General features: G+C 41.3%; 25 protein-coding genes. 12 read left to right on the top strand and 13 right to left on the bottom strand.

What is annotated here, in order from left to right; translation table 11 throughout:
- Positions 1–179: 179 nt before the first annotated feature.
- Complete coding sequence (locus tag G563_RS38075) at positions 180–335, bottom strand: hypothetical protein (RefSeq protein ID WP_157585337.1); 156 nt, start codon at positions 333–335, stop codon at positions 180–182.
- Positions 336–616: 281 nt separating this feature from the next.
- Here G563_RS38075 and G563_RS34780 point away from each other — a divergent pair, with 281 nt between their 5' ends.
- From G563_RS34780 to G563_RS34775, 3 genes are all read left to right on the top strand, one after another.
- Positions 617–1,198 carry a Crp/Fnr family transcriptional regulator gene (locus G563_RS34780; protein ID WP_051210987.1) on the top strand — a complete coding sequence of 194 codons (582 nt, stop codon included), beginning with the start codon at positions 617–619 and terminating at the stop codon, positions 1,196–1,198.
- Positions 1,199–1,285: 87 nt separating this feature from the next.
- The gene (locus G563_RS0114595) at positions 1,286–1,720 is read left to right on the top strand and encodes an SRPBCC domain-containing protein (protein WP_028665969.1); all 435 of its coding nucleotides are present in this window, start codon (positions 1,286–1,288) and stop codon (positions 1,718–1,720) included.
- A gap of 347 nt (positions 1,721–2,067) precedes the next feature.
- Positions 2,068–3,582 carry a D-apionate lactonase family protein gene (locus G563_RS34775; RefSeq protein ID WP_051210986.1) on the top strand — a complete coding sequence of 505 codons (1,515 nt, stop codon included), beginning with the start codon at positions 2,068–2,070 and terminating at the stop codon, positions 3,580–3,582.
- Between the two features lie 35 nt (positions 3,583–3,617).
- Here G563_RS34775 and G563_RS0114580 read toward each other — a convergent pair whose 3' ends face one another.
- Positions 3,618–4,955 carry an ABC1 kinase family protein gene (locus tag G563_RS0114580; protein WP_028665967.1) on the bottom strand — a complete coding sequence of 446 codons (1,338 nt, stop codon included), beginning with the start codon at positions 4,953–4,955 and terminating at the stop codon, positions 3,618–3,620.
- 2 nt (positions 4,956–4,957) lie between these two features.
- The gene (locus G563_RS0114575) at positions 4,958–5,593 is read right to left on the bottom strand and encodes a TetR/AcrR family transcriptional regulator (RefSeq protein ID WP_028665966.1); all 636 of its coding nucleotides are present in this window, start codon (positions 5,591–5,593) and stop codon (positions 4,958–4,960) included.
- Between the two features lie 484 nt (positions 5,594–6,077).
- Between G563_RS0114575 and G563_RS0114570 the strand changes: the two genes are divergently transcribed.
- Positions 6,078–6,806, top strand: coding sequence for a hypothetical protein (locus G563_RS0114570; RefSeq protein ID WP_028665965.1), 729 nt, complete (start codon positions 6,078–6,080; stop codon positions 6,804–6,806).
- Between the two features lie 830 nt (positions 6,807–7,636).
- Here G563_RS0114570 and G563_RS0114565 read toward each other — a convergent pair.
- The 3 genes from G563_RS0114565 to mog form a co-directional block, all read right to left on the bottom strand.
- Positions 7,637–8,911: a beta-1,2-mannosidase gene (locus G563_RS0114565; protein WP_028665964.1), complete on the bottom strand. Its 1,275-nt coding sequence runs from the start codon at positions 8,909–8,911 to the stop codon at positions 7,637–7,639.
- A 47-nt stretch (positions 8,912–8,958) separates the two neighbouring features.
- Positions 8,959–9,954, bottom strand: a complete 996-nt coding sequence (locus G563_RS0114560) for a bifunctional heptose 7-phosphate kinase/heptose 1-phosphate adenyltransferase (protein WP_028665963.1) — start codon at positions 9,952–9,954, stop codon at positions 8,959–8,961.
- Between the two features lie 89 nt (positions 9,955–10,043).
- On the bottom strand, positions 10,044–10,568 hold the full coding sequence (gene mog, locus G563_RS0114555) for a molybdopterin adenylyltransferase (RefSeq protein ID WP_028665962.1): 525 nt from the start codon (positions 10,566–10,568) through the stop codon (positions 10,044–10,046).
- A 128-nt stretch (positions 10,569–10,696) separates the two neighbouring features.
- Between mog and G563_RS0114550 the strand changes: the two genes are divergently transcribed.
- Positions 10,697–11,113 carry a Fur family transcriptional regulator gene (locus tag G563_RS0114550; protein WP_028665961.1) on the top strand — a complete coding sequence of 139 codons (417 nt, stop codon included), beginning with the start codon at positions 10,697–10,699 and terminating at the stop codon, positions 11,111–11,113.
- 29 nt (positions 11,114–11,142) lie between these two features.
- Here G563_RS0114550 and G563_RS0114545 read toward each other — a convergent pair whose 3' ends face one another.
- Together G563_RS0114545 and G563_RS0114540 are read right to left on the bottom strand one after the other, a co-directional pair.
- The gene (locus tag G563_RS0114545) at positions 11,143–12,426 is read right to left on the bottom strand and encodes a DEAD/DEAH box helicase (RefSeq protein ID WP_028665960.1); all 1,284 of its coding nucleotides are present in this window, start codon (positions 12,424–12,426) and stop codon (positions 11,143–11,145) included.
- Positions 12,427–12,594: 168 nt separating this feature from the next.
- The gene (locus G563_RS0114540) at positions 12,595–13,215 is read right to left on the bottom strand and encodes a 3-keto-disaccharide hydrolase (RefSeq protein WP_084650864.1); all 621 of its coding nucleotides are present in this window, start codon (positions 13,213–13,215) and stop codon (positions 12,595–12,597) included.
- Between the two features lie 61 nt (positions 13,216–13,276).
- Between G563_RS0114540 and G563_RS0114535 the strand changes: the two genes are divergently transcribed.
- From G563_RS0114535 to G563_RS0114520, 4 genes are all read left to right on the top strand, one after another.
- On the top strand, positions 13,277–14,131 hold the full coding sequence (locus G563_RS0114535) for an SMP-30/gluconolactonase/LRE family protein (RefSeq protein ID WP_028665958.1): 855 nt from the start codon (positions 13,277–13,279) through the stop codon (positions 14,129–14,131).
- Positions 14,132–14,244: 113 nt separating this feature from the next.
- Entirely contained in the window at positions 14,245–14,808 is a 564-nt protein-coding gene (locus G563_RS0114530) for a DUF4126 domain-containing protein (RefSeq protein ID WP_028665957.1), read from the top strand.
- 57 nt (positions 14,809–14,865) lie between these two features.
- Complete coding sequence (locus G563_RS0114525; RefSeq protein ID WP_028665956.1) at positions 14,866–16,212, top strand: Gfo/Idh/MocA family protein; 1,347 nt, start codon at positions 14,866–14,868, stop codon at positions 16,210–16,212.
- An 8-nt stretch (positions 16,213–16,220) separates the two neighbouring features.
- Positions 16,221–17,117 (top strand): EamA family transporter, encoded by an 897-nt coding sequence (locus G563_RS0114520; RefSeq protein ID WP_028665955.1) that lies wholly within the window; start codon positions 16,221–16,223, stop codon positions 17,115–17,117.
- A gap of 83 nt (positions 17,118–17,200) precedes the next feature.
- On the opposite strand, the gene infC is transcribed toward G563_RS0114520, so the two are convergent.
- Both infC and G563_RS0114505 read right to left on the bottom strand, forming a co-directional pair.
- Positions 17,201–17,755, bottom strand: coding sequence for a translation initiation factor IF-3 (infC, locus tag G563_RS0114515; protein WP_028665954.1), 555 nt, complete (start codon positions 17,753–17,755; stop codon positions 17,201–17,203).
- A 201-nt stretch (positions 17,756–17,956) separates the two neighbouring features.
- Entirely contained in the window at positions 17,957–18,919 is a 963-nt protein-coding gene (locus G563_RS0114505) for a DUF8428 domain-containing protein (RefSeq protein WP_028665953.1), read from the bottom strand.
- An 85-nt stretch (positions 18,920–19,004) separates the two neighbouring features.
- On the opposite strand from G563_RS0114505, the gene G563_RS0114500 reads away from it, so the two are divergent.
- Complete coding sequence (locus G563_RS0114500) at positions 19,005–20,033, top strand: RluA family pseudouridine synthase (RefSeq protein WP_028665952.1); 1,029 nt, start codon at positions 19,005–19,007, stop codon at positions 20,031–20,033.
- Between the two features lies 1 nt (position 20,034).
- Here the strand turns inward: G563_RS0114500 and G563_RS0114495 are convergent, their stop codons facing one another.
- Entirely contained in the window at positions 20,035–20,391 is a 357-nt protein-coding gene (locus G563_RS0114495) for a hypothetical protein (protein ID WP_037326962.1), read from the bottom strand.
- 104 nt (positions 20,392–20,495) lie between these two features.
- Here G563_RS0114495 and G563_RS34770 point away from each other — a divergent pair, with 104 nt between their 5' ends.
- Positions 20,496–21,389: a helix-turn-helix domain-containing protein gene (locus G563_RS34770; RefSeq protein ID WP_051210983.1), complete on the top strand. Its 894-nt coding sequence runs from the start codon at positions 20,496–20,498 to the stop codon at positions 21,387–21,389.
- Between the two features lie 5 nt (positions 21,390–21,394).
- Here G563_RS34770 and G563_RS0114485 read toward each other — a convergent pair whose 3' ends face one another.
- Both G563_RS0114485 and G563_RS0114480 read right to left on the bottom strand, forming a co-directional pair.
- Positions 21,395–22,021 carry a response regulator gene (locus G563_RS0114485; protein ID WP_028665950.1) on the bottom strand — a complete coding sequence of 209 codons (627 nt, stop codon included), beginning with the start codon at positions 22,019–22,021 and terminating at the stop codon, positions 21,395–21,397.
- Positions 21,996–23,903, bottom strand: coding sequence for a sensor histidine kinase (locus G563_RS0114480; RefSeq protein ID WP_028665949.1), 1,908 nt, complete (start codon positions 23,901–23,903; stop codon positions 21,996–21,998). The genes G563_RS0114485 and G563_RS0114480 overlap by 26 nt, the downstream gene beginning before the upstream one ends.
- A 114-nt stretch (positions 23,904–24,017) precedes the next feature.
- Here G563_RS0114480 and G563_RS0114475 point away from each other — a divergent pair.
- Positions 24,018–24,275, top strand: a 258-nt coding sequence (locus G563_RS0114475; protein WP_037326525.1) for an IS1182 family transposase, incomplete at its 3' end; no start/stop codon positions are given.

Here is a 24,275-nt window from a genome sequence, read left to right as displayed (position 1 = left end):
ATATAAGCCAGAAAAACATCAAAAAAATGTCGGAATAGTATCACGACTTTTGAAAACCAGTTCTTTGCTCTTAGATAGGTAGGGTTTATCTTGTGAGCCAATAAGTAGCGATGATTAACTATAGGATTAGACACTCTAAATTTTTTGACAATTTAGAATGTCTAAATTCCTGCAAAGCATTAGCAAACTTTACCTCCAAAAGGCTGACCCGTGCGAGTCAAGGCTTCAAAGATGGTGGGGTGACGTGCTATGAAGGTGTTGATATGTCGGAATAAGCTCGACAATTTGAGGTTATGAAAATAACCAATAATATGCTCAAAATTAAGTGTGTTCATGGTCGTAATTGGTTAATAAATTTATGCAAAGTTCGGAATAATACAACAATAGACCAAATACACACTTAAAATAGTACAATTTTAGAGAATAGAAGTGCTACAAACCCCCTAAATTTGTTGAGGGAATACAGCAAGTTCTTTAAAAAGTATAATGTATTGATTATCAACAATATCACTTTTTTAGGACTAAAATGAGGTCTAATAAAAGCTTTTATTTTGGCTTTATCTAAAACCACTTACATTTAAGATGCAATAAATACATATGCCCTTTACAACCTTCTATGTTTGACGCTTTACATCATCTAGTCGCTCAATTTGTGACGCTCTCCGACCGCGAAAAATCAATCTTGGAAAGTGCATTTGTGTTTAAACAAGTGCCCCGCAAGTTTCCGCTTGTCAAGCACGGACAAATAGCCAACGAACTTTATTTTATCAACAAAGGGATGTTGCGCCTTTTTTATGAAAATGACGGTGACGAAATCACGGCTTATCTTTTTCGCGAAAACCTGTTTGCGAGTAGTTACGACAGTTTTTTACGCCAAGCTCCGAGTATTCAATCCCTAGAGACCTTGGAAGAAACTGATTTATTGGTGATTACCCACCAAAAAATGAATGAATTGTATGAAACTCTACCCAAATTTAATATCCTCACTCGTAAAATAGCCGAACAGCGTTTTATCAATGCGCAGCAGATTTTGTCTTCCTTTCTATTAGATAGCCCCGAAGCACGCTACGCAAAGTTTGTCGAACAAAACGGCGATTTATTGCTTCGCGTACCGCATCACATTATCGCTTCTTATTTGGGAATGACGCCCGTATCGATGAGCCGCATCCGCAATCGCCTTGCGCAACAAAAACGCTAGGAGGGCTCATTTCTTTACAATTGTTAATGGAAGGAGCGCCTAAGGCACACTACTTTTGCAACATCATTAAAACAAAATGTTGCAGTCATGAAACACACAATTAGAACCGAAATCATCATCAATGCTTCCAAAGAAAAAGTTTGGAATATCCTCTCTGATTTAGGAAACTACGCTGTCTGGAATCCATTTATCGTACAAAGTGAAGGACAACTTCAAGCGGGAACAAAGCTCAAAAATACCCTACAAAATGGCGCAAAAACCATCGTGTTTACGCCGAAAGTGTTAAGTGTCATACCCAACCGATACTTTGATTGGCTGGGATCGCTTTGGATAAAAGGTCTTTTTGATGGGCATCATTACTTCGAAATCGAAGAAATATCCCCAAACCAAGTAAATCTTGTTCATGGCGAAAATTTTTCGGGTTTATTGAGCTCGCTTATTTTGAAACAAATCGGGAGTGAGACTCGTAACAACTTTGTCAAAATGAATCAAGCACTCAAAACCAGAGTCGAACAACCCTGATTTAGACTTTCCATGTTTGGTTATTGCGAATTCAAAACTTGGAAAGTCAGTCAGGGTCGGAGACTTTCCAAGGTTGGTTATTGCGAATTCAAAACTTGGAAAGTCGGTGAGGGGACGGAGACTTTCCAAGGTTGGTTACTCAGAATTCAAAACTTGGAAAGTCGGTCAGGGTCAGAGACTTTCCAAGTTTGGTTACTCAGAATTCAAAACTTGGAAAGTCAGTCAAGGTCGCAGACTTTCCAAGATTGGTTACTGCGAATTCAAAACTTGGAAAGTCTAGCTTATAAAAACTTGGAAGTCGTTTTAGTTTTTTATCTTCGCAGCATCTAAACCAATAATTTTTTACGATGCCATTTTTACAAGCAGGGCCTTTTCGACTTCTCTACCAAAACGGGTTTGTTCGGCAAATCACCCACGAAGGGACTGAAGTATTAAGAATGATTTACTTTGCCTTACGCGATCATAATTGGGGGACTTTTGCGACTCAAATCATTGAGGAAAAGATAGATACTCAAGAAAATCACTTTTCAATATCCTACTTGTCTTACAATATAGATAAAAATCAAGTGCCTGTTTTTGAGTGGAAAGCTATTATCGAAGGGCATGAAAATGGCACTATTGTATTCAACATTGAAGGAAAAGCCTTACAGTCTCTAAGAAAAAATCGAGCCGGTTTTTGTATTCTCCATCCCATTGAAGGCATAGCTGAGCAACCTGTTACGATTTTTCACCCAAGTGGTGCTTCTACAGCTACTCATTTCCCGCGCTACATTTCACCACAAGACCCTTTTTTGGATATTCAATCCATGCAATGGCAAGCAGCCAACGGGTGTGTATATAAGGTTGATTGTGAGGGAGATATATTTCAGACAGAAGACCAGCGCAATTGGGGTGACGCTTCTTACAAAACTTTTTGTACACCCTTGTCTGAGCCATTTCCTGTTCAATTGCAGCAAGGCGATACCGTATGGCAGCGCGTTAGTTTTCGGTTGGCAACAGAAAACAAACAACCGCAAAGCGGGGTCGCTCCTCAAAAATCAATGTCACGACAAGAAGCGGTGAATGTGGGGATTGCAGCGGCTATCGAAACAGACGAATTGTCGGCTGAGAGCGTTGAACTACTCAAAACTTTGAAGCTAAGTCATTATCGGGTTGATTTGACTCTTTTTGAAAAAGATTGGATTTCTTATCTTTCAGACCAAGCCGAAAAAGCGCTGCTTTTAGGGTTGCCGCTGGAAGTGGTGGTGACTTTGAATGAGGATTTTGAATCTCAACTGGCTGATTTTATAGGAGTAATGCAGCAAAACAGGCTACATATCAAGCATTTGCTGTTGTTGTCAGCACGAAAACTAGTAACTTCTCAATCACTTATTGATTACATTCCCCAACTCAAAACGCAGCTTTTTGGGGTAAAAATCGGAATCGGGACAGATTATAATTTTACGGAATTGAATCGTAACCGATTTGAGGCAGGAGAAGCAGATTTTGTGAGCTGCTCATTTGACCCTCAAGAACATGCGTTTGATGAACTCTCGTTACTCGAAAACACCGAAACGGTAAAATACTTGGTGGAGAGTGCGTACAACATTTATCAAAAACCCGTTCATATTTCTTTTATAGCCCTTTGCAGAAGAGCTAACCCTTACGCTACTCAGGCCGCCGACATGGTTTTATCGATTGAAAACCAGATAGATAAGCGTCAATCTACAGCTTTTGCCAAAGAATGGACTGCCAAGCTTTTGTCACACCTAGCACATACAGAAGTGGCATCGGTTACGATGTTCCGCACGATCGGAGAGTTGGGGATTATGAGCAAATCAGGCAGCACTTATCCCGTCTTTGAAGCCTTAAAGGAAAGATGAGTAGGAAAAATAAAAACCTACTCATCTCCTGACTATTAAGCTTCGACAGAGCTCAATTGTTTTTTGCTACGTAGCCAATCAGGGCGAGTAGTGTGTATTTTGGCTCCTAGTTCGTTGAGCATGGAGTAAAGCCCAAAATAGGTACGATTGATATACAAACCGTCTTTAGAACCACGCGCTACTTTCGAATTGCGAATTTCTTCCACTTTTGCGAGTTCGTCGGCAAAAGCATAAACCGTATCGAAGTAAGAATGGTCGCCAAAATCAAATTCATCGACCGCAAATGGTTTGCCTAACAAACGAATCATTTGCTTGAACAAGTTAGTAAAAAGGGCTTTTTCGCGTGGCGCATCTTCTTTGACCAAAAATTCCAAGTTATAAAATATCTTTTCAACCAAGGCATCATCTTCGATAGTATCGGGATTGATGAGGGTGAAATAATTGTCATAAAAATAATCAGGAATCACTTTGACACACCCAAAATCAATAACGCCCATTGTGCCGTCGGCGCGCATCAGAAAATTGCCCGGATGAGGGTCAGCGTGTACTTGACGGAGGTGATGCACCTGATGATCATAAAAATCCCACAACAATTGCCCAATCTGATTGCGTACTTCTTGGGAAGGATCCGTTTGCAAAAAATCTTTGAGGTGCTGCCCGCTGAGCCAATCCATCGTCAAAATTCGTTTGGACGACAATTCGGGATAATATTTCGGAAAAATAAGCCCCTTGATATGCTGACAAGCCTCCGAAATCTCAACTGAACGTCGCAATTCCAATTCATAGTCAGTTTCTTCTAAGAGCTTGCTTTCAACTTCTTCGGTATAGCGTTCTACATCTTTTTCGTTAAGACCAAAAAGCGTCACAGCCATAGGTTTGACCATTTTGAGGTCAGAACTAATGCTATCTGCTACACCTGGGTATTGCACTTTTACCGCCAATTTCTTGCCATACTTCCACGCTTGATGCACCTGCCCGATAGAGGCCGCATTGATAGCATTGATATCGAAAGTATCGTACAGTTCGTGGGGAGCTTTGCCAAAATAACTACGGAAAGTCTTGACTACCAGCGGCCCCGAAAGTGGCGGCGCAGAGTATTGAGACATCTGAAACTTGTCTACGTATTGGCGAGGCAATACGCTACGATCCATGCTGAGCATTTGGGCTACTTTGAGCGCTGAGCCTTTGAGTTCACTCAGCGAAGCATACACATCCGTGGCGTTGTCTTGGTGAAGCTCATCGCGAGAAATGCTAGGGTCAATTATCTTTTTGACGTTGTATTTGAGATAATTGCCACCGATTTTGGCACCTGTCTTCAAAAACTGCGTAGCGCGGGCTACTTTGGAGGTGGGGATTTTATCTTGTTGTTTCATGGTTATCGATTTTGGTATACAAATTTTGCCAAATCAACGACCGTATCCACAATCGAACGGCCCATCAAATCGAAGCCTGTATTGACGGTTTTTTCGATAGCGGTGTCTGTTAGTTCAAAATTACGGCTTGTATCTTTGACCCAAAAATCTAAAATATAGAGGGTATTGAGCCATACGGCTTCTGGATAGCGATTAGACACATAAGGGCGAGCGATAATCTCCTGACTTTCGCGACCTTCGTACATCAAATCGTGGGCATAAGTCAGAAAAGCCTCTTTAAAAGGGCGAAGTTGCTGGGGGTTTTTGGGTGCCACAGGCTGAGGCAATTTGCGGTAACTATATACCACAAAACTTCGGTTTGACTTTAATACTTCTACCCAAGTGTAGTAAAAAGCAAGAAGCTTCTCTCTTACCGAATAGTTTTGATAAGTAGGGTCTTGCTCGGCAGTGGTGCGGGCTTGCGTAAAAAACGAAACCCACAAATCCATTTCTATGGCTTCAAAAGAAGTATAAAACTCGTACAAGTCACCTTCCGCCATTTTTAGTTTTTTGGCGAAAGCATAAAAAGAAGCGGGAGCTTGCCCTTGTTCGAGTACGTACTCAACGTATGTTTTTCGAATTTTTTCGACTTTTTCCATGTCAATTGATTGTCTTTTGGGAGATAGTTACAACGGCTATTGAGGGCTGTTTGTTATCTACCTTCACAACGAACTGTGCATGAAAAAGGTTTGTAAAACCGACTAATTTACCAATAATGAGTTTTGTTCACCAGACCTTTGATGCTACGATGAACCTTACTAAAAATGGAGCGACTGCATTTCCGACGCAAAACAGATAAGCTAATCTTGATCTAAAGACTAGTATTCAACAAATAGATTAGGTTGATAACTGACTTCTCCTAAGGGTCTTACTTTTTTATATCCGCCTCCGTTGTGGTTGCTACCCACAATGGGGCGGATTAGGTTCGTCTTTATCGAGGCCGTAAGATAAAATTGACGCTATCGAAAGCATAAAGAAGTATATTAGTTGCCTTAAAAGACAGGTAGTAGGCGTTTGTGCAACAGGTACACCTGCCACTGGCGTAAATGGTAATCCTCTCAATTCATTAACTATCAATTGCCAATGAAATTTTATCAATTAAAAATCGAAATAGGAACTGGGCAAAAAATTTATCCTTCTGCCTATTTATCCCCCGAAATGCAAGGGGCTGAGTTTATCCCTGATGGTGGTGATACGAAGAATTTTTTTAAACAACCCATCGAAAAATCTATCAATAATACATCTCTTATTGACGATGTACCTGTTTTTGATCATTTTGTGTTGAAGGAATTGTATGGCGAAAGAAAAAAGAAATTCGATTGGATAAAACTCAATATTTATAAGTTTGTTGTCAATCATTACTCAATGAGTTATTGCTTTTTAGTATCAGAACAGTTCAAAGAAACTATCGCTGCTTTCAATCTCCCTATTCATAAATTTTATCCCGCCAAACTGATGTACAGAGGCAAAAAATTTGACTATTATATTTTTCAGTTAGGCGAAGAAACCAAAATAACTTTTGAAAAATGTACTTATGCTGATAGGAAAAGTGGTATTATACAATCAGCCACCGAACTTGGCATTCATAATGAAGATGGTTACTTAAAGACAAGGATAAAATTTTTTGATAAGGGTTCTGTATTAGATATTCACGATTTTGTTTTGGATAAATACCACGATTATTTCATCAGTCGGGAATTATTCAAAGTTGTCAGCGAGCCGCTCAAAGAAGCATTGGAAGCGGCAGGATTAACTGATGGCTGGAAATTTGAAGACATTAGCCCGCGTACCATTACATTTTTAAATCAATAAATTTTTATCACCACTCGTCAAACCCGTGTCTTCCTAGACCTAAAAAATAAAACTCAAAAAAGTTGTGGAGTACAAGTTTAATATTTAAGAATGATTAACATGGTGAACGAACATCAAGAAAGCAAATTCTGCGAATAGGTCTTTGGGATACAGATCACGGTGTAGAATATCAACTTTGTGTTGTTGAATAAATTGCCTTTGTAGACCTTTGCACCATGGGGTATAAGATATTTGTCATTTTGTATTGAAAGGTAAACCCACAAAAAAAGCTCCCAATGCGTATTTGGAGCTTTTGTAGAAATAGCAGAAAGATTTTGATGAGTATCTGTTAATGGATTAGCGTAGAGGCCTTATTGGCACTGCCCCAAAATAACCCACAATACAATGAAAATAAGGATAGTACTGAGGCATCCACCTCCTAATTTTTTGGCACCATAGCCAGCTAGTAAACCTCTGAATAAATTGTTCATATGAGCAGTTGTGATTTTAGGATGAATATTGATTGAACGCCTTCGGTATATTACAGTTTTAGAATATGTCATTTAAAAAAACAATCCACTGAGTAAATGAACAGATTTAAAAATCAAGAAATCCCAGAGTAGTGTTTTGATAATGAACAGATTAGTTTATTTTTAGACTTTTTTCTATTCTGTAAAGCAAGTTATAAAAAAAACAAAAACGGGGAAAGTTCTCCCCGTTTTGAGCAATATTCGTGACTATTAAAAAACGCTAACTACGTAGCAATTGGCAGTATGCTTTAGGCATTTTTTAGGTCTTCTCTACAGAAAACCATTGAGCATCTAAAAAGCTTACTGCTTATAGCTAAGGATTTAGACTCCTCTGACGATTTTGTCGAGGCGAATAGCCGACTGAATCATCGAACGTACATCATGATAATTGATTTTCCAAGAGTGGCTCATGTGCTTCCAAATAGGAGCGCCATCACGGGTCATAAGGGGCCACCATTCACCCAACTCATGATTAATCATTTTGTCAAATACAAAGCGATGAACGTTTTCGTAAGCTTCTAGGTATTTTTCATCTTTCAAAAAGCGATAAGCATCGAGCATTCCGATGAGCATCTCGGCTTGCTGCCAAAACTCTTTTTCACGGTCATATACCTCACCTGCATGAGAGCCTTCTACATACACGCCGCCAAATTCCCAATCAACACCATACTTCAAAGCATGACTGTAAGATTTGGTAATTTGCTCACCATAAGTATCATACGGAAGCCCTAGAATATCCAAAGCGTGCATCAACAACCACGCAAATTCGGCATTGTGGCCATAGCTAGTGTTGTCTTCGGCAGCGGCTTTCAGACCGTCTTCGGTGAAGCGATCCCAGCCCCATACGATGTCAAATTTAATTTGAGGAGCCACGCGCCAATCGGCCCAAAACTGCGGCACACCCGTGCCATACTCAGGATGCATAATACGCGAAACCAACAACTCAATGATTTCGAGGAGCTTGCGGCGGTGAATTTCTTTGCCCGTACACTCATACAAAGTCGTGAATGCTTCCATAAGGTGCATATGAGCGTCGAGGGTTTTGCGGTCGCCGCCAGCGGAGCCGGGGCCTTTGAGGGTCCAGTCGCGAGTAAACATCTCAAAATACCCTCCGTAGTGCGTATCTACAGCGTATTTTTGTAATAGGTCAAAACATTTTTCGGCGTATTCTTGGCCTCGTGGGTCGCCAAGAGCGAGGGTGTATTCGCTCAATGAATAAATACAAAAACTAAGCCCATAAACGATTTTTTCGTCAATCGTAACTTCTCCCTTGCGGTTGGTCATCCAAAAAAATCCGCCGTATTCATTGTCCCACATTTTATCAATGAGATAATCCACCCCTTGGCGTGCCATCTCTGCAAGGGTGCCGTCGGTATCATAGCCTGCTCGCACCGCCGACGAATACGTAAATACTGACCGAGATTGAGCAATCAAAGATTTTTCGTCTTCGCCCGAATCCTTGCCAAATTGGTCGAAATGAGTAATGAAGCCGCCATTTTCCTTGTCAACGGTACGTTGAATCCAAAAAGGAAGTAAGCTACCCGAAAGATACGTCTGAATTTCTTGGCGGAGCGCCGTAAGTTTTTCCGAGGTCATGGTCTAAGATAAATAATATATATTGAATGGTTTGAAAATACGATTCTTTACAAGCTAGCTTTCAATGCCAATATTTCGTCCAGACAAGCCGTACCCGTTTGGTTGAGTTTCTGAACCGTAACGGCAGCGGCATAGTTGGCAATTTGTAAAGCCACAAAGTCGCTACATCTAACACCCTTCGCCAACGCAAATGCCGCTACTACCGTGTCTCCTGCTCCAACGGTATCAAGAGGGCCTTGCAACGGAATACCTTTTACTTGACAAGTTTCGTCTTTGTCCACGTACAGTATCCCCTGCTCTCCACGGGTGATAAGTACGGGTGCTTTGGTGATAGCTTGGAGTTGGCGGCTTTGGGTGATACAACTTCCTAAATCATTAGATACGGCGCAAGACAGGATTCGGGCTATTTCGTCGGTATTTACTTTTAGAGTAGCTCCTCTGACGCTCCCCCCGAAGTCGCGGGAGTCGGCCAACATAAAACACTTCGGAAAGCGAGCAATGAGCCTATTGAGCATCGTCAATCGTGGGGCGTTTAGGAGCGGATTGGCAAATTGCTGATTGATGATGAGTACGTCAAGCTCAGGAAGACTTGATTCTAAATCACTGACAATCTGATTGAAATGAGTTTCGGAGAGTTGATTATTGGTTCCAAAATCAAGGCGATTTGCTTCTCCGTTACTCGTCATGGGCTTGGTGTAGGTGCAAGTATCCCAACCTTGCTCAATGATTTGTAAAGCTTGCGTATCTACCCGAAGGTTTTGAAAGAGATGCAACATTTCTCGTCCAAAAATATCATTTCCGATGCAACCAAATACTTTTATAGATTGAGCGCCCAAAGCGGCTATATTCTGTACTACGTTGCCTGCGCCTCCCAAAGAAGCGGTAGGTTTTTGTGCCCGAAATACTTCTTTTTGGGTTTCGACCGACAACTCTCCCGTGTGGGTTTGAAGTTTATAGTAGAAATCTACGGCAAAATCGCCAATCACTCCTACGCGTAAATGTTTGATATGGTTGAAAATAGAAGTTAATTCAGAGGGATTCATGGAAAAGTGGTGCTTCTGCACCGTTAATCGTTAGGGGTGTTGTTTGATGAAATAGATTGATTTTTTTCAGAACAACATAATGCTAAAAATTATGATTTGGGTCTAAAGATTTTGATGACGGCATCGTTGGTTTCTAAATACGGCCCACCAATCAAATCAATGCAATAAGGAATCGCTGGAAAAACAGCATCGAGGCATTGACGAATAGCAGAAGGCTTTCCGGGCAGATTGACAATCAGGGTTTTGTGACGGATACCAGCGGTTTGACGCGACAAAATCGCCGTGGGTACATATTGCAAACTTACTTGTCGCATGAGTTCACCAAAACCGGGCATCATTTTCTGACAAACAGCCTCGGTAGCTTCAGGAGTGACATCACGCGGGGCAGGCCCTGTGCCCCCGCTCGTCACTACCAAGCAGCAGTCTTCTTTGTCGGCCATTTCGACAAGGGCTTGACTGATAAGGTGTTGCTCGTCTGGAATAACTCGATATACGGGTTCCCATTCGCTGATGAGGTATTCTTGAAGGGTAGAAACAATGGCCTTGCCCGGAATATCTTCATAGATACCCGCGCTAGCGCGGTCGGAGACGTTGATGATACCAATTTTAATCATAGTAACGCTGAAACGTTGGATTTTAAATTTGATAATTTTGATAACTTCACGAAAGTCTCGAACTTTCGCGAAGTTTAAAGCATTTTAACAGTAACAGATAACATCTCGAAAGTTAACTGATACCGATTATGAATACATTCGCCAAAGATACACTACGTTTGCACGAGTTGCGTCATACGAGCTGCCGTGAAGATATTTTAGATATACTTCATCATCAAGATTCTGCCCTCTCGCACGGAGATTTGGAAAGCGGCTTGCAAGAGCGCTACGACCGCGTTACGATCTACCGTACCCTCAAAACTTTTGTTGATAAAGGCATCATTCATAAGGTATTAGACGAGGAAGGGCTTCGCTATGCTTTATGCAAAGGCGTATGTCACAGTCATGAACATCACCACGACCACGTACATTTTAAATGTCAAATGTGCGGTAAAACTACTTGTTTGGACGATATACACATTCCGTCAGTCCAGTTACCACAAGGGTTTTCTTCTACTGAAATGAATTTACTCATTCAAGGTACTTGCCCGCTCTGTAGCAAATAAAAAAGCGCTTCAGGAGCGCTTTTAATCATTTATCTTTTTTTGGCGAACCAAGGTTTCTTGCTTCGTTCGGGCTTTGGAGCCGAAGAAGCTCCTACTTGAGGTTTTGGTTTAGGAGGACGATTGCCGCGAGCAGGAGTGTTACTACGCGATTTAGGCGCTTCATTTCCGGGTGTTTGAGTCAGCGGAAAAGGATGCTCTTCTATAACCGGAATTACTTTTGCGATCAATTTTTGGATGTCTTTCAGGTTGGCCCTCTCTTCGGTATCACAGAAAGAATAAGCCGTACCTTTGGCTCCTGCTCTACCCGTCCGACCGATGCGGTGAACATAAGTCTCAGGAATATCGGGTATTTCGAAATTGATAACGTACGCTAATTCTTCTACATCGATACCACGCGCTGCGATGTCGGTCGCAACTAATACACGTGTACTTTTGGTTTTGAAATTGTTCAACGCATTTTGGCGGGCATTTTGAGACTTGTTGCCGTGAATTGCCTCTGCTTTGATGTTATTTTTCAATAACATTTTCATTACTTTATCAGCGCCATGCTTGGTACGGGTAAATACCAAAACTGTTTCAATTCCTTTGTCTTGAAGAAGGTGCAGCAATAAAGCATTTTTGTTTTCTTTATCGACAAAAAACACCGACTGTTGGATAATATCTACCGTAGAAGACACGGGTGTTACTTCTACTTTGGCCGGATTGTGAAGGATAGAATCGGCGAGTTTGGTGATTTCGGGAGGCATGGTCGCCGAAAAAAACAAAGATTGTCGCTCAGAAGGCAATACCGCAATGATTCGGCGTACGTCGTGTACAAAACCCATATCGAGCATACGGTCGGCTTCGTCGAGCACAAAAATCTCTAAATGTTTTAAACTCACAAAACGCTGCGCCATGAGGTCGATAAGCCGACCCGGAGTGGCAATCAAAATATCTACGCCATTTTGGAGGGCGTTGGTCTGTTGAAGCTGTTTTACACCACCAAAAATAACGGTATGTTTGAGGTTGGTAAAGCGGCCATAGGCAGCAAAGCTCTCCCCAATCTGAATGGCTAGTTCGCGAGTTGGGGTCAAAATCAAAGCTTTTATGGTACGCCGTTCGCGCCGTTGAGATGGCTTTTGAGCTAGTAATTGCAAAATCGGAATCGCAAAAGCGGCTGTTTTACCCGTACCTGTTTGGGCGCAGCCTAATAAGTCTTTCCCTTCGAGTACTATCGGAATCGCTTGGGCTTGAATGGGAGTAGGAGTGCTATACCCCTCAGCCTGTAAGGCTTTGCGAATGGGGTCAATCAGATTTAATGAATCAAATGTCATAAAATAAAAATAGATATTCTGATTCTTAGCGAATTAGTTTATCTAGCATTAATTAAAATGTTATAAAAAAACCTTCCAATTCGCCAAGAACTGGAAGGTCAAACTCCACCAATGGAGCCTAAAGATACGGCTTTTTTATGGAGATTAAATTTTTGTGACCTAAGTAATCTACAAAGGCCTGATTACTAGGTTTTTCCAATTGACTTTAATCCCTCCTCCGTCGTGGATTTGAAGGGCAATGGAGCCATTTCCGGCACCGATTTTTTCGTCGGTTAGATCCACCATTTCATGGCCATTGAGCCAAGTTTGCACGCGTGAGCCTTCGGCTCTAATTTTGAGGGTATTCCACTCTCCAAACTTCAAAAACCCTTCTTTATCGTCAGGGATTTGAATAAGCCAACCACGGCCATAAGACTCATAAATCCCGCCCGTATCGTGGTTTGGAGGGGCTACTTCTACCTGCCATCCACTGATTTTGGTGCTACCTTCGGCGATGTTTGAACGGATAAAAACCCCACTGTTGCCGTTGGCTCCTTGTTTAAAATCTACGCTAAGTTCGAAGTTTTTATACGTTTTTTCGGTAGCCAAATACCCGTATCCCTTATCAGGGCCGCTTTCGCATACCAACTCTCCTTTTTCTACATACCACTTTTCTGTACCATATACTTTCCAGCCTTTCAGGTCTTTGCCATTAAATAGTTTTTCTTTCTTTTGAGCAAAACTTGAAAAGGCCAAAAAGGTACAACAGGCAGTAATGAAGAATAGATTGCGTAGTTTGATGGTGTTCATTGCTTTTAAATATGAAAGTGTTTAATTCGACAAATTAAGTAATTCTTAACTATTTTTTACCGTGAAAACTTCTTTTTTTCTTGCATCGGCTCTCCTCATGGGAAGCATAACGGCTGTCTATTCGCAAGATAGCTCACCTCTATCGCTCACCCAAGTGTGGCAATCTGACACCACTTTGCGCACGCCCGAATCAGTGTATTATGATGCCCAAAACAAACGCCTACTGGTGGCTAACATCAACAAAATGAACGTAGACGCCCCTGACGGCGACGGGTTTATTTCGGTACTGACTACCGACGGCAAAATCAAAACCTTAGAATGGGCAAAGGGACTCAATGACCCCAAAGGAATGGGAGTAGTGAAAAACTCATTGTTTGTAGCGGATTTGAAAGATTTGGTAGAAATAGATTTGAAGTCGGGTAAAATTATCAAACGACACGCTGCCCCCAATGCCGTCATGCTCAACGACGTCAGCGTTAGCCCCAAAGGAGAGGTATTTGCGAGCGATTCGCGCGGGCATAAGTTGTATCGCTATGCAGATGGCAAATTGGAGTTGTTTTTGGATGACCCCAACCTTCAGGCACCCAACGGAGTTTTTGCCGAAAAAGATTATCTCATAGTAGCTTCGGCAGGCACAGGAAATCTATGGAAGTTGGATTACAATACCAAAAAATACGAATCTTGGGCCATGACCAACAAAACTGCCGACGGTATTTTGAGACATGGTGACAATTACTTGATTTCGTGCTGGCACGGCGAAATCTATTGTGTCTCTCCTTCCGGAAAAACCTGGAAACTCATCGACAGCAAAGATGCTAAAATCAACACGGCTGATTTTGGGTATATTCCTCAGCAAAAGAAAGTGCTTGTTCCCAATTTCTACAAGAATATGGTAACTGCGTATGAAATAAAATAAACGATAAATCTCTGAAAGTTAACCATTTAAATCTTAGTGGTACTTAGTGCCTTAGTGTTTAAAATTTGGGCTTTATTAACGGTTAACAAATAACTGTGCGAAAGCACTTAAGCATGGAGTTTTTTCTAAGTTTATGTCTGGGGATAGGCTTGGCGGCCTGTTCGGGATTTAGGGTATTTGTACCTTTACTACTAAGTAGCATTGCGGTTCACTTTGGCTGGGTCACCGTAGCCTCAGGCTTCGAATGGATGGGTACGTGGACGGCTATCACGCTGCTTGGCACGGCTACGGTTCTCGAAATCGGTGGTTATTATATTCCTTGGGTTGACAATCTCCTAGACACTATCGCCTTGCCTACCGCTTTTGCGGCAGGTACTTTGTTGACGACTTCTTTTATTGAAATCAATAACCCTATGCTTCAATGGGGATTGGGGCTGATGGTAGGAGGAGGAACGGCTGGTTTTATTCAAGCAGGAACGAGTATGGTGCGGCTTGCTTCTACCAAACTAAGCGGAGGAGTGGCTAATCCTGTGGTGGCTACCGTCGAAAATATAGTGTCTATTGGATTTAGTTTTATCACTTTTTGGTTTCCGATTATTGCGTTTTCGTTGGTGGTGATTTTTATTTTTTGGTTGCTCCGTAAAATCCTCCAGCGACAAAGTAAGACTAACTCTTAGTTGCCTTTAAAACATTAGAACAAAGTATGACCAAAGACTCACCTGTACATGCAAGAAATGAAAACCAATCGCCGTGACTTCGTCAAAAAACTAGGAGCAGTGACAGCTTCGACGGCTGTAGCGCCCTCTTTTAATATCATCAAAAGTCTTAACGACAACAAAATCCGTATTGCGACCATTGGCATGGGCATACAGGGATTTTCGGATACCAATGCCGCCCTTCGGACAGGTATGTGTGAACTGGTAGCCGTGGCGGATTTGTATGATGGTCGATTGGCTCATGCTAAAGAAGTTTTTGGAAATCATCTCTTTACTACTCGTGACTATCGTGAGGTACTAGAGCGCAAAGATGTGGATGCGGTTTTGATTGTCACTCCCGACCACTGGCATGATCGTATATCGATTGCTGCTCTCAAAAAGGGCAAGCACGTATATTGTGAAAAACCAATGGTTCAAAATATAGAAGAAGGTGCGGCGGTGATTGCGGCGGCCAAGGCTTCGGGCAAAGTAATGCAAGTAGGAAGTCAGCGTATCAGTGGGGCGGCTTTCAAAGAAGCAAAGCGATTGGTAGAAGCAGGTGATATAGGAATGATTAATTTTATCGAATCTACCAACGACCGCTTCAATGCTATTGGAGCATGGCAGTACTCGATTCCGACAGATGCCTCTCCCAAAACGATTGACTGGGAGACTTTTTTAGGAGATGCTCCCAAACGGGCTTTTGACCCGGTTCGTTTTTTCCGCTGGCGCAATTATCGCGACTACGGTACGGGGGTTGCAGGAGATTTGTTTGTGCACTTGATTACGGGAGTTCATTTTGTAACAGGTTCATTGGGGCCCAATCGCATTTTTTCTTCGGGACAACTTGCCTACTGGAAAGACGGGCGCGATGTACCCGATGTCATGGTAGCTACTATGGAGTACCCTGCTATGGGTAAGTTAGATCCTTTTCAGATGGTATTGAGGGTCAATTTTGCCAATGCAGGTGCCATCAAAAATGTGACGCGTATTGTGGGAAATGAAGGTGAAATCACCTTTGGAGGAAATTCACTTACCCTGACTAAACGCAAGCTATCGGCGGCTCCGGGTTATAGCAATGGAGAGAGTTTTGGAACTTTTACGGAAGCCCAACAAAAAGAATACCTCGCTGCTTATGATGCTAAGTACCCTGCCGATACACGTACCGTGGAGCCTGTGCAAGAAATTAAATTTGAAGCGCCCGCCGATGATGATGCGCACAAAAACCATTTTGCCAACTTTTTTGAAGGAATACTCACCGGAAAACCCGTGATTGAAGACCCTCTTTTTGGTTTTAGGGCTGCGGCGCCAGTATTGGCTTGCAACAAAAGCTATTTTGAGAAAAAAGTGGTCGCTTGGGATCCGAAAAACTTAAAACTGATGTAACAAACTAGGTGCTGTTACTGATTCTTAGTACTACGACATTGGCGATTGGGGTTAGGATTTTGGTAAACCCTTTATCAAACGTTTTCCAAAAATACCTAACCCAGCGCCAATCCAACCCATTGTTTGTGGTGATGATTACCTACGCGTTACTTAGCGTAGCTTGTTTTGGGTATCTCCTCCTTCATCCATTGCCTCAGCTCCCGGCTGAGTTTTGGTACAATTCACTCATTTTCAATTTATTGGCAGTAACTGGAAACTTCTTTCTTGTCAAATCGCTCCAAGAAGGAGACCTGTCGGTACTAGGCCCCATCAATGCCTATAAATCATTGGTAAGCTTAGTGTTTGGCATTTTTTTAGTGGGTGAGATACCCAACCTTTGGGGCATAGTCGGAATGCTGCTGATTGTGTCAGGAAGTTACTTTGTATTGAGCCAATCGGGTTCTTCGGAGCGATTTAGTTGGGATATTTTCAAAAAAAAAGAAGTTCAATATCGGTTTTTGGCATTGATTTTTTCGGCGATTGATGCCTTATTTCTCAAAAAAATCATCTTGCTTACCGATGCCAATGTGGCTTTTGTGTCGTGGTGTGTGGGAGGGTTTATAGTATCGATGTTGCTGCTCTTATTGACTGCACAAAAGCTCCAATTAGAAGTACAAATAAGAATCGTCAGAACCTATAAATGGCATTTTTTCGCCTTAGCCATTTCCACAGGGGTGATGCAACTATCGACCAATTACGCTTTTGAGGGAATTCAGGTGAGTTATGCGTTGGCATTGTTTCAAATTTCGGCGCTGGTAAGTGTACTATTGGGGGTACATTTTTTCAAAGAAACTAGGCTTTGGCGCAAACTTGGAGGGGCTGCTATTATGGTGGCAGGAGCTGCTTTGATTATTTTATTCAGATAAAAAATGAGATACAACACAAAAAAGCTGCAAAGGATATTTGCAGCTTTTGCGATATATCATGCAAGATAAAATGCTTCTTGCGCTTATTTTTTGAGCGCTTTAGGCGTTAAAATAATGCTCATACGTTTGCCTTCTAACTTAGGCTCTAATTCGATTTTACCTACTTCATCGAGTGCTTTGGCAAAACGTTCAAGCAATTTATAGCCTTGTTCTTTGAATACAATTTCCCGACCAGAAAACTGTACATAAGCTTTTACCTTTGCTCCTTCTTTCAGGAAGTTGAGGGCGTGTTTTAGCTTAAATTCATAATCGTGATCGTCGGTAGTTGGACTAAACCGGATTTCTTTAATGACTACTTTTTGGGCGTTTGCTTTAATCTCTTTTTGCTTTTTCTTTTGTTCATACTTGAACTTAGAATAATCAATCACTTTGCAAACAGGCGGAACGGCATTAGGAGAAATCTCTACCAAATCAAGGTTTTGCTCTTCAGCCATGCGCAATGCTTGCTGAATATCATAGATGCCAGGAGCAATGTTTTCACCTACGAGGCGTACTTGAGGTACACGGATACGATCATTGATACGGTACGGTTCTTCTTGTCTTACTGGGCGGAAAGGTTTGCGTTGTTGTTGAGCCATTCAGTACTTAAAATTATAGTAACATTTTGTTTACTGCGAAAACTAATCAATAGTTGAGTTTTCTACAAAAAAACGTGGAAAAAAGTTTATTTTATTTACAAATAACAAAAAAAGAGAGGGCTAGAGGTTCATTTTTGGGCAAAAGTTTTTATTTATTTCCCAAAATAAACTCTAATCCTCTCTATCACAGTCACAAAGGAATTATTTGACTTTAAATACCGTAGACCCAATACGGAACCCTTGGCAGTAAAGCTCAATAGTATGTTCGCCTTTTTTGAGTGGTATACCACCTCTCGAATAAATAATAGAGCCTTGTGAGCCTTCGTTGCTATAGTCTAGCGTTTGTTTGGCGGTATAAACAGTCTCTCTGCCTTGATACACAAAAGTACCTGAGCCAGTAGCCATATCAGCCATCACTGCTCCTTCTGGATCCAAGATACGCAGATAAATTTCGCGCTCGCCATTGGGAGAGATAGGGTTGGCGGCTAAGTCAAAATCTACTTTTAGCTTATCAATACGCTTGGCACGGTAGCTACCGCCGTCGCGTTCTTTCCCTTTAGCCGATACGGCATTTACGGCGATTTTCTCGGCCTTCAAAGCAGATGCAATCGTAACTTTCTCGGCCAATTCCCGGTTTTTGTTGCTCAAAGTTCCGACCGAATCTTCAAAGCTTTTTTGTAAGGTTTGTTTTTCGCCTTCCAAGCCAGTTACTTTGCTGGCAAGTTCTTGATTTTGGGCCGTCACAATTCCCAATTCTTCTTTGAGTTTAGCAATATCTTGGTCTTTTTGGTTCAAGATCGCTTCATATTCACGAATCTTTTGTTTGTATTTAGAGACATCGACCGAGGCAGCTGTTGAGGCACTTTTGAGGGCAGCTTTATCTCGTTCAATTTGTTGTTTCAAAGCAATAAGAGAATCAACCTGACCACCTAGTTGTTGGATTTCAGCAATTTTGGAATCCAACTGAGCAGAAATAGAATCTAATTTCATCTTGGTAGAGACAAGCTCTTCCGTTTTAGCTGCAATTACTGTTTCTTGTTCTTTATTCTTTTCTCGTTCTTTGTAGAAAAAATAAATTAGCACCACGTTGAGGAGCGCTAAAATAGCCAATGCAGCAAGGAGAAGGCTTTTACGGTCATTCTTTTGTCCTTGATTGTAGTCCATAAGATTTTTATAATTGTTAGGATTAGTTATTAGCCCAAGAAACGCAATCTTAAAAATTTTATTGTGAAATTTAAAAAATATTTCAATGCAAGAAAACAACCCATACTTGACAGAAGAAGATGAAGAGCTTTATGAGCATCATAGAATAGTAGCCGATAAAGGCCAAACCCTCATGCGCATAGACCATTATTTAAAACATCATCTTTCTGGTGTCACTCGTACTAAGCTTCAGAATGCGATTGAGACCGAATCGGTCAAAGTTAATAATAAAGCTATAAAATCAAGCTATAAAGTCAAACCATTTGATGTGATTACGATTTCGCTGCCTCACCCCCCCCGCGAAACCGAGATTATCCCCGAAAATATTCCGCTTGATATTGTCTACGAAGATGAAGAAGTACTAGTACTCAACAAGCCCGCTGGTATGGTAGTACATCCGGCGTACGGTAATTGGAGCGGGACGGTCGTCAATGCACTAGTTTATCATTTTCAGCATTTACCCACAGGACGAAACGGGGAAGCCCGTCCGGGCTTGATTCATCGTATCGATAAAGATACTTCTGGACTCTTAGTGATTGCCAAAACCGAATACTCCATGGCACACATTGCACGTCAGTTTTTTGAGCATACTACTGAGCGTACCTATTATGCTTTGGTGTGGGGAGAGCCAAAAGTAAGTAAAGGAACGATAGTAGGGCACATCGGAAGAAGTGCCCGTGATCGTAAAGTGATGTCGGTGTATGTGGATGGTAGTCAAGGAAAGCATGCCGTAACCCACTACGAAGTATTGCAATCTTACAAGTATGTATCGCTCGTAAAATGTAATTTAGAGACTGGACGAACTCACCAGATTAGGGCGCATTTTCAGCACTTAGGGCATCCGCTGTTTAGTGACTCGGTATATGGAGGCGATAAAATACTCCGTGGAACCACCAGCGGTAGTTATCGGTCTTTTGTTGAAAATTGTTTTGAGCTCATGCCTCGGCAAGCCCTCCATGCTAAGTCGATTGGGTTTCAACACCCACGCACCAAACAATGGCTTCAGTTTGATTCCGAATTGCCGGCTGACTTTAAAGCTGTGATAGACAAATGGGAAAAGTACGCCTACTCTTAGGCTACGACTCAACCACACCCGTAAACAGATAAAGCCATATCAGGCGAGCCATGCGGAAATTGAAAGGAAATAAAAAGATAACAACGGCAATACAAATTCCCAAATTAACAAAGTCGAAAGGACTTGCCCCCAACAATAAGGCAGTAACGTAGGCTAGGGCCATTTCGGCGGTAGCCAAGGCATAGCTTACGTACATTGCTCCCCAATAAAACCCCGGCTCTTTGACAAAGTTTTGATGGCAATGCGGACACGCATCTTCCATTTTGGTAGGACGAAAGCTGAAGAGGTTATTGGTTTTAAAAACTTGTCCCTGATGACATTTAGGACATCTATTGTGAATCATATGATAGAGTGCCATTGCTTTATTGAGAATGTTTACAATGCAAAAATAGAGCCCTATTGCTTCATAAAACAGGGCATTTAGTGCCAAAAAGTAGTACTAAACGGACATTAGCGTGTATCATGAAAAATTTCCCTATTTATGGCATAGCCGAATTCGCCGAAGATAGCATGGCTCATGCTTTGTATGCCAATGCGCTTAGGCCACATTTGGAGGAGCACCAATTTGTAAATACCCCTCACAAGCATAGTACTTATATCACGGTACTTTTTACGAGGGGCAGCGGCATTCATTACATAGATTTTGATACTTACGATGTTAGACCGGGTAGTGTGTTTTTGCTTACCCCTGGCCAAGTACATAGCTGGGTACTTTCGGAAGATGTAGACGGCTATGTATTTTTTCATACCGAAGCCTTCTATAATCAGACTTACCTTTCAAAACGGCTCAGTGATTTTCCTTTTTATTATTTGGAAATAAATTACCCTGTGATATACCTCACTGAAATTCAGCTTCAAGAGCTCACCCCTTTGTTTAAAGCTATTTATGACGAATATCAGCAGCTATTGCCACTAAAATACCCCAAACTCACGTCTTTGATTGACTTGGTTTATATTCATCTAACGCGGATTTATCAGGAAGAAAGGGTACCGTCTTCGCACCTTAATTTTTTGAGAGTAAAAAAATTAGAACGATTGATCGAAGAAAACTTTAAGACCAAAAAGCTTCCTAAAGATTATGCGGATTTGATGCACATGACTCCCCGGCATCTCAACCGTATCTGCCAAGAAATCCAACACCAAACCACCGGTGCATTGATTTTGAAAAGAGTAATGATTGAAGCAAAACGTTTGTTGCTTCAAAAAGAAAACACCATTGCCGAAGTCGCCGAGCAGCTAGGATATGATGATGATGCGTATTTTGTGCGTATTTTCAAAAAACAAGTAGGTCAGTCGCCGAAACAATTTCAGAAGCAAATGACCCAAAATCAACAGGCTATGCACGTTGTTTTTTAGCCTCTTTAGTCTTCTCTCTCAAAGTTTCGTAAAAATTCATAAAATTCAATTTTGCTTTTTAAATTGAGTTTTTGATTAATATTTTTGCGATGTGTTTCTACGGTATAGTAACTAAGGTTTAGTTCGTGGGCTACTTGCTCAGTAGTAATTCCTTTTTTCAGGGCTCTTAAAATATCAATTTCTCGCTTGGTGAGTTTATATTCTGAGGCAACGCTACCTTTGATAGAGCGTTTTTTTTGAGGATTAAGAGATTCATAGATACGTTCATTAGCCATAATTTTTTTTAGTATCTTAATTAGCTCAGAAGCGGGGGTAGTTTTGGGGAGGTATCCGTCTATGCCCAATTGTTTGAATATGGCGATTTCTTTGGTATCGGCATACATACTGATTACTACTATTTTACCCTTAAAACCTTGGGCTTTGAGGGCACTAACAACGGCCACCCCATCCAAATGAGGCATATTGAAATCAACCAATACGAGTTTGGGGTTCAGAGCCTGACATTGATATACCGCTTGCCTACTATCATATACTTGACCTATTACTTTAAAATAGGCAGATTCTTTCAAAATCAAGCTTAGACCGTCATTGAAAAGCTGATGATCGTCAATAATGAGTACTGTCGTGGGCATGGTTTGTTTCGATGATTACACTAGTTCCGTCATTTGTTGAGTCTATCAAAACCCGAAGGGAGCTTAGCTCGGCTCTTTTATAAATGTTTTGAAGCCCAATCCCTTGGTAGGTTTGATTAGTGTCAAAACCCACGCCATCGTCTTCGATGCTTACTTGCCATTGAGAATCATTGGCAAAAAACTGAATGTGTGCTTCAGTAGCTTGAGCGTGTTTGATGATGTTTGTCATCAATTCTTCAATCATATTATAGATGTTTTGTTGGGTTAGCTGAGGGATTTTATCCATTTTTTTTTCGCTATAATCTTGAAAGTAAAAGTTGGTACTGGAAAAATCATTGAATCGACTTATCAAAGATTCTACTTTTTCGGACAATGGGCGGTCATCATCTTTGACGAGATTGTGACTAATAAACCGCAACTCGGTAAGAGCATTCATGATCTGCGTTTTGGCCGTAGCAACGTTCACTTTTTTCATATTCAAATAGCCAAGTGCTGAAGCTAGGGTATTGCCTACTTGGTCGTGAAGATTGCGACCGATTGCCTCTATTTCAGATTTTCGTTGCGCTTCGGTATTTTGCCGAAGTTGATCTAAGCGCTCTAAGAGATTTTGCTTAAGGATAAGTTCGTTTTTGAGTTCTTCGAGGGCAAGATATGCTACCAAGAGAATCACAGCCGAGGCGTTGAAAAAGATTTCGCTAAATGGAGATGGAGAATTAAAAAATCTAAAATACCGAAGCAATAATTCTATCAACGGAGGGACAAACACAAAGGCTTCTACGAGCAAATAATAAGAAATATTGGCTCTAATATAAGCTAAATATGCATGATAAAGTGCCCACGCCATATTGGCAATGATAAGTATCTGAAGTGCATTGGTATATACGATATTTGCCCATGAAGCATGAATGGCTACTATCAGAAACATCATCGAAATATTACAACCCACCAAAAACCAAGCCCAAAAACGATAACGTCGAAGATTAATAGGTATGTGTATCATCATTTGATAAGCAAATGGATGAAACAGGGCGTTGGTCAGAAATATCGAAAAACTTCCTGCGTTGGAAGGCCCTAAGGCAGATTGAGAAGCAAAAGGAAAAGTATCTACAAAGTAGCCACTATTGAGATAAATAATACAAAGCCCAAAAAGAAAGCCCCCTAAATAAATCAGTTTTTTTTGGCGAAAGATTCCTCCAACCACCAACATGAAAACAGCGAAGGCAAAAAACCAATAAACTGTGAATGTATTTTTAAGATTTTTGGTCAGAGCATATTCTTTAAATTCCTTCTCGGTCGAAAGTTGTAAATCCAATTCATGAAGTCCAGTAAATCTACTCGAACGAAGCATCACTCGCACGGTATCGTTTGGGGGGCTTGATATAGGAAGCGCAAACTCATAAAACGGATAGACCCGCTCAGAGAGAGGAGTAGCACGCTCAATGCTCCCCCTAAGGGTAGGTATTCCTTCGTCTATTGTATAAATCTGTAGCGCATCGCATCGTAAATGACTAGCATCTACAACCAGCTTTTGAGTAGAAGCTACAGGATTGATAATTTCAAAATAAATCCACGCTTCGGATTGATGATAGGATTTGCCTAGTACAAGTATTTCGGAAGATGATTTAGTAGCAAAATGTTGATTAATAAATTGTTGAGTTTGCTTCTGTCGAAGTAACTGCTCGTTGAAGCGAAGGCTATAACGTACATTCAGTCCTATGTTTTGTCGTTCAAATTTTTCTGAAAGTATGATGTTTGGAGTATAAATATTGCTTTTAAAAGAAGGTAGTCTTTGATAAAGTACAAACAGAATGAGGGCGATTGTCCAGAAAAAGCCACGATACTTCTCTCCCCATTTTGTCCAGTTGCTCCATTTGTTTTTCATAATCATTGAGACCTACCAATGCACAAAGCAAAGGTTAAAATATATACCAAAATGAGGCTGTCTCAAAAGGGACAGCCTCTTTTTTGTGGGCAGATTTTTTTGTAAATTAGGGCTATGAAACACTCAAGAAATCGGGTGGTATTTAAGCCCTATACGCCCAACCAAATAAGCCTTCTGCCACCGAGTTTAGACGAATTGATAGATAAAAATCATCCAGTTCGAGTAGTAAGTTCGGTCATAGACAAGCTGGAACTAAGCCAATTAGAGCAGAACTATAAAGGTGGGGGCACCTCAAGTTTCCATCCAAGAATGCTTTTAAAAGTGTTGATCTATGGTTATTTGAGCAATATTTACTCATCGAGGCAATTAGAA

This window comes from Runella zeae DSM 19591, from assembly GCF_000423565.1.
GTDB lineage: Bacteria > Bacteroidota > Bacteroidia > Cytophagales > Spirosomataceae > Runella > Runella zeae.
Note: the sequence above shows the minus strand (reverse complement) of the source record. Positions and strands in the feature narration are given on the sequence as shown.

Excerpts from the sequence above, each read along its gene's own strand:
- infC (WP_028665954.1), bottom strand. The coding sequence starts at position 17,755 with ATGGCTCAACAACAACGCAAACCTTTCCGCCCAGTAAGACAAGAAGAA.
- G563_RS34770 (WP_051210983.1), top strand. The coding sequence starts at position 20,496 with ATGAAAAATTTCCCTATTTATGGCATAGCCGAATTCGCCGAAGATAGC.
- G563_RS0114595 (WP_028665969.1), top strand. The coding sequence starts at position 1,286 with ATGAAACACACAATTAGAACCGAAATCATCATCAATGCTTCCAAAGAA.
- G563_RS0114575 (WP_028665966.1), bottom strand. The coding sequence starts at position 5,593 with ATGGAAAAAGTCGAAAAAATTCGAAAAACATACGTTGAGTACGTACTC.
- G563_RS0114545 (WP_028665960.1), bottom strand. The coding sequence starts at position 12,426 with ATGACATTTGATTCATTAAATCTGATTGACCCCATTCGCAAAGCCTTA.
- G563_RS0114500 (WP_028665952.1), top strand. The coding sequence starts at position 19,005 with ATGCAAGAAAACAACCCATACTTGACAGAAGAAGATGAAGAGCTTTAT.
- G563_RS34780 (WP_051210987.1), top strand. The coding sequence starts at position 617 with ATGTTTGACGCTTTACATCATCTAGTCGCTCAATTTGTGACGCTCTCC.
- G563_RS0114560 (WP_028665963.1), bottom strand. The coding sequence starts at position 9,954 with ATGAATCCCTCTGAATTAACTTCTATTTTCAACCATATCAAACATTTA.
- G563_RS34775 (WP_051210986.1), top strand. The coding sequence starts at position 2,068 with ATGCCATTTTTACAAGCAGGGCCTTTTCGACTTCTCTACCAAAACGGG.
- G563_RS0114495 (WP_037326962.1), bottom strand. The coding sequence starts at position 20,391 with ATGGCACTCTATCATATGATTCACAATAGATGTCCTAAATGTCATCAG.
- mog (WP_028665962.1), bottom strand. The coding sequence starts at position 10,568 with ATGATTAAAATTGGTATCATCAACGTCTCCGACCGCGCTAGCGCGGGT.
- G563_RS0114580 (WP_028665967.1), bottom strand. The coding sequence starts at position 4,955 with ATGAAACAACAAGATAAAATCCCCACCTCCAAAGTAGCCCGCGCTACG.
- G563_RS0114540 (WP_084650864.1), bottom strand. The coding sequence starts at position 13,215 with ATGAACACCATCAAACTACGCAATCTATTCTTCATTACTGCCTGTTGT.
- G563_RS0114565 (WP_028665964.1), bottom strand. The coding sequence starts at position 8,911 with ATGACCTCGGAAAAACTTACGGCGCTCCGCCAAGAAATTCAGACGTAT.
- G563_RS0114505 (WP_028665953.1), bottom strand. The coding sequence starts at position 18,919 with ATGGACTACAATCAAGGACAAAAGAATGACCGTAAAAGCCTTCTCCTT.
- G563_RS0114530 (WP_028665957.1), top strand. The coding sequence starts at position 14,245 with ATGGAGTTTTTTCTAAGTTTATGTCTGGGGATAGGCTTGGCGGCCTGT.
- G563_RS0114485 (WP_028665950.1), bottom strand. The coding sequence starts at position 22,021 with ATGCCCACGACAGTACTCATTATTGACGATCATCAGCTTTTCAATGAC.
- G563_RS0114480 (WP_028665949.1), bottom strand. The coding sequence starts at position 23,903 with ATGAAAAACAAATGGAGCAACTGGACAAAATGGGGAGAGAAGTATCGT.
- G563_RS0114525 (WP_028665956.1), top strand. The coding sequence starts at position 14,866 with ATGAAAACCAATCGCCGTGACTTCGTCAAAAAACTAGGAGCAGTGACA.
- G563_RS0114570 (WP_028665965.1), top strand. The coding sequence starts at position 6,078 with ATGAAATTTTATCAATTAAAAATCGAAATAGGAACTGGGCAAAAAATT.
- G563_RS38075 (WP_157585337.1), bottom strand. The coding sequence starts at position 335 with ATGAACACACTTAATTTTGAGCATATTATTGGTTATTTTCATAACCTC.
- G563_RS0114550 (WP_028665961.1), top strand. The coding sequence starts at position 10,697 with ATGAATACATTCGCCAAAGATACACTACGTTTGCACGAGTTGCGTCAT.